Origin of the sequence: Pseudovibrio sp. POLY-S9 (assembly GCF_001431305.1) — a bacterium.
In the GTDB taxonomy this organism is placed as follows: Bacteria; Pseudomonadota; Alphaproteobacteria; order Rhizobiales; family Stappiaceae; genus Pseudovibrio.
In genome coordinates this window covers 100,732-109,879 of the sequence record NZ_LCWX01000214.1, presented here as the reverse complement: position 1 = coordinate 109,879, position 9,148 = coordinate 100,732, and the positions used below count along the sequence as shown (strand labels likewise).

Annotated in this window: 10 protein-coding genes and 1 pseudogene; 6 read left to right on the top strand and 5 right to left on the bottom strand. The window is 52.8% G+C overall.

The window, feature by feature from the left end:
* Nucleotides 1–101: 101 nt before the first annotated feature.
* Nucleotides 102–320: pseudogene (locus PPL9_RS31520) on the bottom strand (hypothetical protein); the annotation flags it as partial.
* A 562-nt stretch (nucleotides 321–882) separates the two neighbouring features.
* Nucleotides 883–2,481: a gamma-glutamyltransferase gene (gene ggt / locus PPL9_RS21925; RefSeq protein ID WP_057464732.1), complete on the bottom strand. Its 1,599-nt coding sequence runs from the start codon at nucleotides 2,479–2,481 to the stop codon at nucleotides 883–885.
* 115 nt (nucleotides 2,482–2,596) lie between these two features.
* Between ggt and PPL9_RS21920 the strand changes: the two genes are divergently transcribed.
* The 3 genes from PPL9_RS21920 to PPL9_RS21910 all read left to right on the top strand — a co-directional run bounded on the left by PPL9_RS21920 (nucleotide 2,597) and on the right by PPL9_RS21910 (nucleotide 4,551).
* Nucleotides 2,597–3,028, top strand: coding sequence for a heme-binding protein (locus PPL9_RS21920; protein ID WP_057464711.1), 432 nt, complete (start codon nucleotides 2,597–2,599; stop codon nucleotides 3,026–3,028).
* 84 nt (nucleotides 3,029–3,112) lie between these two features.
* Nucleotides 3,113–3,745 (top strand): HAD family phosphatase, encoded by a 633-nt coding sequence (locus tag PPL9_RS21915; RefSeq protein ID WP_057464710.1) that lies wholly within the window; start codon nucleotides 3,113–3,115, stop codon nucleotides 3,743–3,745.
* A gap of 101 nt (nucleotides 3,746–3,846) precedes the next feature.
* The gene (locus tag PPL9_RS21910; RefSeq protein ID WP_208980650.1) at nucleotides 3,847–4,551 is read left to right on the top strand and encodes an isoprenylcysteine carboxylmethyltransferase family protein; all 705 of its coding nucleotides are present in this window, start codon (nucleotides 3,847–3,849) and stop codon (nucleotides 4,549–4,551) included.
* A gap of 53 nt (nucleotides 4,552–4,604) precedes the next feature.
* On the opposite strand, the gene phaR is transcribed toward PPL9_RS21910, so the two are convergent.
* Nucleotides 4,605–5,222, bottom strand: a complete 618-nt coding sequence (phaR, locus tag PPL9_RS21905) for a polyhydroxyalkanoate synthesis repressor PhaR (protein WP_170930229.1) — start codon at nucleotides 5,220–5,222, stop codon at nucleotides 4,605–4,607.
* A gap of 351 nt (nucleotides 5,223–5,573) precedes the next feature.
* Between phaR and PPL9_RS21900 the strand changes: the two genes are divergently transcribed.
* From PPL9_RS21900 to PPL9_RS21890, 3 genes are all read left to right on the top strand, one after another.
* Nucleotides 5,574–6,758, top strand: a complete 1,185-nt coding sequence (locus PPL9_RS21900; protein ID WP_057464707.1) for an acetyl-CoA C-acetyltransferase — start codon at nucleotides 5,574–5,576, stop codon at nucleotides 6,756–6,758.
* Between the two features lie 169 nt (nucleotides 6,759–6,927).
* The gene (phbB, locus tag PPL9_RS21895; RefSeq protein WP_057464706.1) at nucleotides 6,928–7,656 is read left to right on the top strand and encodes an acetoacetyl-CoA reductase; all 729 of its coding nucleotides are present in this window, start codon (nucleotides 6,928–6,930) and stop codon (nucleotides 7,654–7,656) included.
* A gap of 180 nt (nucleotides 7,657–7,836) precedes the next feature.
* Complete coding sequence (locus PPL9_RS21890) at nucleotides 7,837–8,469, top strand: LysE family translocator (RefSeq protein WP_057464731.1); 633 nt, start codon at nucleotides 7,837–7,839, stop codon at nucleotides 8,467–8,469.
* Nucleotides 8,470–8,596: 127 nt separating this feature from the next.
* On the opposite strand, the gene rpmF is transcribed toward PPL9_RS21890, so the two are convergent.
* On the bottom strand, nucleotides 8,597–8,782 hold the full coding sequence (gene rpmF / locus PPL9_RS21885; protein ID WP_057464705.1) for a 50S ribosomal protein L32: 186 nt from the start codon (nucleotides 8,780–8,782) through the stop codon (nucleotides 8,597–8,599).
* Between the two features lie 140 nt (nucleotides 8,783–8,922).
* A partial coding sequence (locus PPL9_RS31515) for a transglycosylase domain-containing protein (RefSeq protein WP_200962355.1) occupies nucleotides 8,923–9,148 on the bottom strand: 226 nt, incomplete at its 5' end.

Genomic DNA, 9,148 nt, shown 5'->3' with positions numbered 1-9,148 from the left:
AGAGACACAATATTGGTTTCGACCGGTGGTGGAGAGGCGACGCTGCGTGTCGCGTGACCGGACAATCCTTTAGGGAAGGACGTGCCAGACAACGCATCAGTTAATATTCCGCAGGTCTTATCAAGTGCCTCTAGGCGGTTACATAAAGCGTAGTGCAAAGTGAATAAAACGTCACGTTCGCAACTGTTCTTCATCCGCTCGCTCAGCACCATATGCTGCACATAAGCAAGATTCTGAAGATCAGAAACAGCAACGTTTACGTCATCAAATTCATTCTGAAGAGTATTTGTGGCGCCACAGGCGCATGCAGTGTCGTCCATAATCAAAGCCTTTCTGACTTGGCTGTTGAATGAACCGCACGACATTGAGCTTTCGACGGCCCGCTGGCGAGCGGGAGGTTCGAAACCTGAGTCAGACAGGCGAGTTTATTCCCCCCCGAAGGAGGTGTTGTATTCACCGCCCTCCCGCTCATAACAAAGGGTTTGCGCCTTTGGAAAAAAGGCACAAAAAATCCGCTAGGTGACGGGAGCGGTTACCGCTGACAAAGAGGTTTCGAAGCCTCACATATGAATGTGGAATGGAACCGGCCACCTGTCAACGAAAAGTTGCAAAAGCGAAAGAGGTGTTGCCGCAGGGATACGCTGGTGAGACCCCACCACCGTCATCCCGCACAAGCGCAGCGCTATGCGGAACCTAGAGCCCCAGCCCTCTCCCTCGTCTTCCCGCACTTGATGCGGGATCCAGAGCTGCCCTCACCAACACCAGCACCTTTGACACTGGATACCGGATCAGCGCTCCGCTTGTCCGGCATGACGGTTGAGGCCCCAGAGCAACCAACCAGTCACTCTGGATACCCATCATAGTTAGCAGAATGGCAGCGTCTTAGTACCCCAGCGCGCAGCCGTCTTTGCGTGGATCAGAGCCGCCAATCAGGCCGCCGCCATTGGCACGGTCAAACATGATGGCCTGTCCGCCGCCAATTGGGGACGCGACAATGGAAACCTCATGGCCCAGCGCTTTGAGAGCTTTAACGGTCTCTGCCGGAACACTTGTTTCAGCCTGCAGGGACAGAGACTTCTCATCAATGAACATACGCGGGCAATCAATGGCCTCCTGCATATTCATGCCGTAGTCCAGATGGTTGGAAAGCACATGGGCATGGCCGCACGGCTGATACCCGCCGCCCATCACACCAAAGCTCATATAAGGCAGTCCGTCCTTCAGAACCATCGCCGGAATGATGGTGTGCATTGGCCGCTTACCGCCAGCAATCTGGTTTGGATGCCCCTCTTCCAACGTGAAGCACGCCCCACGGTTTTGCAAAAGCACACCGGATTTCGGTGTCGCGATACCAGACCCGAAGCCGTGATAAATGGAGTTGATGAGCGAAATGGCCAGACCATTCTCGTCAACCACACTCAGATAAACCGTATCAGACTTCGGTGAGAGCACCTCTTCCGGCTGCCTTGGCAACACAGCATCCGTGCGGATCAACTTGGCAAGACCGTCGATGTAGTCGCTATCAAGAAACGCCTGCGGATCAAACTCCATAGTCTCTGGATCAGCAAGAAAACGATCACGGCCAGAATAAGAAATCTTGGCAATCTCCATCTCCAGATGGAACCGCTCTGGCCCCATTGGATCCAGATCCGCCCAGTCAAACCGCTTCATCAGCTCCAGCATGATAAGAGCTACAATGCCCTGCCCGTTAGGTGGCAATTCAGCAACCGTCACACCGCGATAGTCCGTGGTGACGGGTGTCAGATCAACAGCCTCATGCGCAGCCAGATCGTCCGCTGTCAGGTATCCACCCTTCGCCTGCACTACTGCTGCAATCTCTTCAGCAATCGGGCCGTTGTAGAACGCATCCGCTCCACTCTTTGCAACAGCTTCCAGTGTCTCAGCCAAGGGAAGGTTACGCATCATTTCGCCAACAACAGGCGCACGACCATCCTTCAAAAACAGCTCAGATGCACCTTCATCACGCTTGAGAAAGTCAACAGCACCTTTCCAATCCGAAGCCACACGCGGGCAGACCGAGTACCCGTCACGCGCATAACCGATGGCCCGCTTCAGAACCTTGTCGAATGAAAACCGTCCATGGTCTTTGAGTAGCTTCTCCCACCCACGCAAAGCGCCCGGAACGGTGACTGCGTGAATTGAATCCACGGCAACATCAAGCAAACCATCCGCTATCAGCTTATCCGCACTCACATTTTCAGCAGCGCGCCCAGATGAATTCATGCCCGAGAGCGTCCCATCCGGCTGCGCAACAATGGCAAAGCAATCGCCGCCAATGCCCGTCATATGCGGTTCAACGACAGAATGAACAGCCATAGCGGCCACAGCAGCATCAACGGCAGTGCCGCCCTCTCGCAAAATTTCGAGCGCTGCATTTGTTGCCAATGGATGGGATGTCGCTGCCATTGCATGTGGTGCATAAACAGCGGAGCGACCCGGAACCTGAAAATCTCTAAACACGAAAAAACCCTCTTTGTAATTACCAGTGAATCTCCGGTCCCCTAACGAAGAATTCCCCGCATCATCATCCTCTGCTAAAACAGGGTGATTCAGCAAAACCTATCAGGAAATACTTATGGTGCAATTCAATCTTGATCACGCCCGGACAATCATCTCAGCAGCACAGGCTAAAGGAAGCGAGCTTGGCCTCAAACCGCTCACCGTCGCTGTGTTGGATGCAGGCGGCCACCTCGTCGCGCTCGAACGTCAGGATGGCTCATCAATATTGCGCCCGCAAATCGCAATGGGCAAAGCCTATGGAGCCGTAGCCGTTGGTGCAGGGTCCCGCTGGCTCAACGACAACGCCCAAAGCCGCCCTCACTTCGTGCAGGCCCTCAACGGCGTTGCAGGTGGCGGCATTGTGCCAGTACCGGGCGGTGTTCTGGTCCGCAACACTGACGGCGAAATTCTAGGCGCAGTCGGCATCACCGGCGACACATCCGAAAACGACGAAGCTTCAGCCATTGCAGGCATTGAAGCCGCTGGTTTCACAGCTGACGCAGGCTGACACAACTTTACCGCAGTTGCTGGACTATATTGCGCCCAGCAACTGCACCACTATCACGGTTCACTCCATTTCAGATTGGTACCCATGCCTATTCGCTTTGTTATTTTTGATATGGACAACGTCCTTTACGATTATGACCACCCCTACCGTCTGAATGTCCTCGCTGACATGACCGGCAAACCAGCCGAAGAGATCGATCATATCGTCTTTAAGGGGCCAGAAGAAAACGCCGCCGAAGCCGGCACGCCGCACACCGCAGCAGAATACCTCTCGCAGTATCAACGGCTTCTGGGCCATCCTATTTCACGTGAAACGTGGGTAAAAATTCGCCGGGATATGATGACCGAATGGCCGGATATGCTCTCCCATGTGGAAGCAATCAAACAAAACCACGAAGTCGCCCTGCTCACCAACAACGGCATGATGTTGAAAGACGCGCTCTATGAAGTCGCTCCAGCACTTGAGCCAATCTTTGGTGACCGCGGCCATGCCTCCGCTGAATTCGGAACCCGCAAACCAGACCCGAACATCTACCTGACAGTCTGCGAGAAATACGGCTTCCAACCAGAAGAAACCCTGTTCGTGGATGACCGCCTCGACAATGTGGAAGGCGCCCGCGAAGCAGGCCTGACCGCTTACCAGTTCACCACAGAACCTGCGTTCGCCAGTTACATTCGCACACTGGGGCTGATCAATGAGCAGGTTCCGGCGAATTAGAAACATCCCACTAACCGGGTATTCAGCAGACCAGCAATCTGTTCGCCTCAAAGACGGTTTCTCTCCGTAAACTTGTGCAATTGCAACACACGCAAGTTGAGATGGAGAGAAGTCTGTACCTACGTCTGACCATAAGCTCAGCGATGCTCGCGGTCTTCATCGCACTCGCCATCTTGCCATCCATCGCTTTCGCAGGATCATCACTGGCATGGCCGCGGGGCTTGATGATTGTGGCACTGGTTTACTTCGCGCAAGTCGGCGTAGGCTTATGGCTCGCCCGCATAAATCCCTGGTTGTTCAAAGAACGCACCTCGTTCCCCTCCAAGGCCCTGAAGGGAGACAAACGCGCCACTCTCATTCTGTTCGGAGTGATCTTCGTCTACTTCCTGCTCGCTGCTCTGGACGCTCACCTCTGGCATATCCTGCCTCAAACGGGAGACGTGAAACCAATCCTCAGAGGCCTGTTCCTCTTCCTGTGCGGTGTCATTCTCATCGTCTGGACCTTCAGCAAAAGCCCCTTCGCCAAGCCAACACCTCAAATAGACCTGAGCGAGCAGCAATGCGTTGAAAGCTGCGGACCGTACGCACTGGTCCGCCACCCCATGTATCTCGGTCTCATGTTCTGCATCGCAGGCCTTTCCATGATACTGGGCTCAAAACTCTTCGCCTTCCTCGCAATCCCGCTCATCATCCTCGGCTTCCTGCCGCTGATGAGAACAGAAGAAAAAACCCTCACCAGCAACTGCGAAGGTTACACAACCTATACTGAGAAGGTCCCCTGCCGACTGTTTCCGTGGATCTATTAAAAAAGCCGAAGGCATCCCTCCGGCTTCCATAACTCAACAGCAATGTGCGTGTATCAGGCGTCTTTTTTGGCCGCCGCAAGAGCCGCGATCTGCTTTTGCATTTCTGCAAGCTGCTCTTTCAGGTCAGAAATATCGCCGCTGCTGGCCTGCGTTTCTGCAGGTTTAGGCGCAGCTTCCTTTTCCGGTGCTTGGGCTTGCCCCGTCATATCCGCAGGATTTGCACCATCAAACGGCAGGAACATCTTCATCGCACGGTCAAACATATCCGCATTGCGCTTCACCTGATCTTCCAGAACCTCAAAGGCAGAGGAGCCAAAGTTCTGGTTCATCTGGCTGCGCAACTTCTCTTGCTCTCGTGTGAGAGAGGACATGGAGAATTCCAGATAGCTCGGCACGAGGTTTTGCATGCTGTCACCGTAAAACCGGATCAACTGGCGCAGGAAGGTAATTGGAAGAAGGTTCTGCCCCTTGCTTTCCTGCTCAAAGATAATCTGCGTCAGAACAGTCCGGGTGATGTCATCACCGGATTTGGCGTCAATGACGACGAAGTCATCTTCATCCTTCACCATCACCGCAAGATCCTCGAGAGTCACATAGGTGCTGGTTCCAGTATTGTAGAGCCGCCGGTTGGCGTACTTCTTGATGATAGTGGCTTCGTTTGTCTTAGCCATCAGATTTGAGTACCTCAATGCGCTATTATGGCTGATCTGGAACACTATCCCAATTTGCTCCGGCCAGCTCCCCCCTGATCCCATATTTTTTACATACGAGATTAACTAGTAAGCCGCAGAGTAAGCTAAATCCCACCTTTCACGCTAGCGGTTTCATTGGTCTACTATGGTCTTAATTGGAATTATCGAATTCATCTGGCTTTCCCCCCTACAAATTGAATAGTCTGCCCATTAGGTATTCTACGAGTTCGAAGGATCTCTTATGCTGCATTGCACCAGCATGGCTGCCCGCCCTGGTGATTTGCGTGCGAATAAGAAGTCCCGCATTGCACAAATATTGGAGAATTGCACATGACCTCGCCTAATGATGTTGTAATTGTAAGCGCGACACGTACCCCAATCGGATCCTTCAACGGGTCCTACGCCAACACCCCAGCTCAAGACCTCGGCACAGCGGTTATCAAGTCAGCACTTGATCAGGCGAAAGTGGAAGCAAACGACGTCAACGAAGTTATCTTCGGCCACGTGCTCACTTCTGGTCTCGGTCAGAACCCGGCACGTCAGGCAGCGATCAACGCTGGCATGGCAGATGATTCGACCGCTATCGTCATCAACCAGGTTTGCGGGTCAGGCCTGCGCGCTGTCGCTATGGGCATGCAGCAGATCCAGTCCGGCGATGCAGACATCATCGTTGCAGGCGGTCAGGAAAACATGACCCTGTCCCCACATTGCCAGAGCTTGCGTGCCGGCGTGAAAATGGGTGACTACTCCATGACTGACACCATGCTGAAGGACGGTCTGATTGATGCGTTCCAAGGCTATCACATGGGTATCACTGCAGAAAACATCGCAGAAAAGTACCAGATCACCCGTGAAGCTCAGGACGAGTTTGCCGTCTCCTCTCAGAACAAAGCGGAAGCTGCTCTGAAAGCTGGCAAGTTTAAAGACGAAATCACTCCAATCACCGTAAAAGAGCGCAGAACTGAGCGCGTGGTGGAAGATGATGAATTCATCCGCATGGGTGCTGAAATCTCCGCAATGCAGACACTGCGCCCGGCATTCAAAAAAGAAGGCACCGTAACCGCAGCCAACGCATCCGGCATCAACGATGGTGCAGCAGCCCTTGTTTTGATGAGCGCAGATGCAGCTGAAAAACGTGGCCTGAAACCGCTGGCAACCATCAAGTCATGGGCAACCGCTGGTGTTGATCCTGCATACATGGGTCTTGGCCCAATCCCTGCTTCCAAAAAAGCACTCGAAAAAGCTGGCTGGGCTATTGATGACCTCGATCTCATCGAAGCAAACGAAGCCTTCGCAGCGCAGGCTCTTGCCGTTGGTCAGGAACTGGGAATCGACTCAGACAAGCTCAACGTCAACGGCGGCGCAATCGCTCTTGGTCATCCAATCGGTGCATCCGGCGCGCGTGTACTTGTAACACTTCTGCATGAAATGAAGCGCGAAGAGAAGAAAAAAGGCCTGGCAACCCTATGCATTGGTGGAGGTATGGGTATCGCACTGTGTGTTGAGAGAAAATAACCTCAACATTGGTAGTAATGTCACCTAATTGGAATAATTGAGCTTTATGGTCCCTGCGTAAAGTTCAAGTCAATTCCCTAACTAATGACGGAGTTGTCTTTGCTCCGTCATTATTATTACCTGTAACGGTGGGTTCCAATATTTTATTCCTAAGGCGGGGAGTATATCGATGAGCAGGGTAGCAATTGTAACCGGAGGAACGCGTGGCATCGGCGCAGCGATTTCCAAAGGATTGAAGGATGCAGGATACACAGTTGCCGCAACATATGCAGGCAACACGGAAGCGGCTGATAAATTCAGCGCAGAAACCGGCATCAGTGTTTACAAATGGGATGTAGCGGACCCTAAGGCCTGTGAAGCAGGTATTGCTCAGGTGGCAGAAGAGCTCGGCCCGGTCGAAGTTCTCGTAAACAACGCGGGCATCACCCGCGATGGTTGGTTCCACAAGATGGATTATGACCAGTGGACCGCCGTGATGAAAACCAACCTCGACTCAATGTTCACAATGAGCCGCCCGGTTCTGGATGGCATGCGCGAGCGTGGCATTGGCCGCATCATCAACATTTCTTCCATCAATGGACAGAAAGGCCAGATCGGCCAGACCAACTACTCCGCAGCAAAAGCAGGCGTGATCGGCTTCACAAAAGCACTGGCGCAGGAAACAGCGCGCAAGGGCATCACCGTGAACTGCATCTGCCCAGGTTATATCGACACTGATATGGTCGCTGCTGTGCCTGAGAAGGTTCTGGAAGGCATCATCGGCCAGATCCCGGTGGGTCGCCTGGGCAAGGCAGAAGAGATCGCAGGCATGGTCTGCTACCTCGCCTCCACAGCCGCAGCCTTCGTCACCGGCTCCGTCATGACCATCAATGGCGCCCAATACGTCGCAAACGGCTAATACGCAGCGGTGAGGGACCTCCCGCTCTAAAGCGTACACATGACTATCAAACACCAAAACCGCCTCTCTAAGGGGCGGTTTTTCTTTTCTGGAACGCACCAACAAAATTTGGCAAGTTTGATGTGTGCGGGCAATTCCGATATGACCTCTCGTTTGCATACGAATTTGGGTGGAAACGCGATGCCAGATCTTTCAACGCTGCTTCTGTTCACAGCAGCGTCCTTTGCCCTCACAGCAACTCCCGGCCCAGACATGTTGCTAATTGCGTCCCGCAGTGCAGCTCAGGGAAGACGTGCAGGACTAGCCACCTTTGCAGGAATTGCCACAGGAACTTACTTTCATGCGTTTGCCGCAGCCTTTGGCCTTTCACAGCTCTTTCTTGCTGTTCCTATCGCTTATGATGTTGTTCGGTTTACAGGCGCTGCTTATTTGCTGTTTCTGGCTTGGAAGGCATTCACCTCAAAATCAGAGGCCGCCAGTACAACTATTGAAAATAAAACGCACTCATCCATTCAGATGTTTCGTCAGGGCCTTCTAACTAACCTGCTCAATCCCAAGATGGTCATCTTCATCCTGGCCTTGTTTCCTCAATTTGTGAAACCTGAAGCTGGAAACGTCGCAGTTCAGATAATGATCCTTGCCACCGTGTTGAACACAGTCGGCTTCTTCATCAACGGAACTGTCATTGTCGCAGCAAATCACATGATGCGAACACTCGGAGGCAACGGAAAGCTTAAGTTTCTCGCAAATTATGTTTTAGGTGCCGTGTTCGCAGGTCTTGCAGCAAGATTAGCTTTCGAAACCCAACGCTAGCAGAAAATCAAAAAAGGCCGCCCTTTCACAGAGCGGCCTTTCTTAGTTCAAGCGAAGCATCACAAAAAGAAAAAGCCGCCCCGAGGGACGGCCTTTTCAAAATCAACTCGCGTTGATCGCTTCAGACTTAAGCGTCGTCTTTAGCCTGAAGGATCTGACGACCCCGGTACATACCACTCTTCAGGTCAACATGGTGCGGGCGACGAAGTTCGCCGGAATCCTTGTCTTCCACGTAAGCTGGTTGTGCCAGAGCATCAGTAGAACGGCGAAAGCCGCGCTTCATACGCGATACTTTTTTCTTAGGAACAGCCATTGTAGCTCTCTCTCTCGTCACATGCGCACGCGCCACTCAAGCGCGGCGTTAACGTGCGAAATACACAATCTCTCAGATTGGCGGGGGTTATACAGGCAAACAGAAGGATTTGCCAGTCCTTATACGAAAATAATTTCGCACTACCTCTCCGGCGCCGAAATACAGTTAAGCACCTCGCCGGCCACCTGAGCTCGGCTACGGTTTATACCGGCAAGCCTGCGATGTCCAGAGCTAGGTTTTGCAGGGTTCCTGGCAATTGGGTTTGGGAGCGCTGTAGCCAGCAAAGAGGCCTGAGACGCAGAAAGTTTTGCAGCACTTTTCCCAAAGAAAGTTTGCGATGCAGCTTCCACTCCAAAGATCCCCGGA

Excerpts from the sequence above, each read along its gene's own strand:
- PPL9_RS21920 (WP_057464711.1), top strand. The coding sequence starts at position 2,597 with ATGGTGCAATTCAATCTTGATCACGCCCGGACAATCATCTCAGCAGCA.
- PPL9_RS21915 (WP_057464710.1), top strand. The coding sequence starts at position 3,113 with ATGCCTATTCGCTTTGTTATTTTTGATATGGACAACGTCCTTTACGAT.
- PPL9_RS21910 (WP_208980650.1), top strand. The coding sequence starts at position 3,847 with ATGGAGAGAAGTCTGTACCTACGTCTGACCATAAGCTCAGCGATGCTC.
- phaR (WP_170930229.1), bottom strand. The coding sequence starts at position 5,222 with ATGGCTAAGACAAACGAAGCCACTATCATCAAGAAGTACGCCAACCGG.
- PPL9_RS21900 (WP_057464707.1), top strand. The coding sequence starts at position 5,574 with ATGACCTCGCCTAATGATGTTGTAATTGTAAGCGCGACACGTACCCCA.
- phbB (WP_057464706.1), top strand. The coding sequence starts at position 6,928 with ATGAGCAGGGTAGCAATTGTAACCGGAGGAACGCGTGGCATCGGCGCA.
- PPL9_RS21890 (WP_057464731.1), top strand. The coding sequence starts at position 7,837 with ATGCCAGATCTTTCAACGCTGCTTCTGTTCACAGCAGCGTCCTTTGCC.
- rpmF (WP_057464705.1), bottom strand. The coding sequence starts at position 8,782 with ATGGCTGTTCCTAAGAAAAAAGTATCGCGTATGAAGCGCGGCTTTCGC.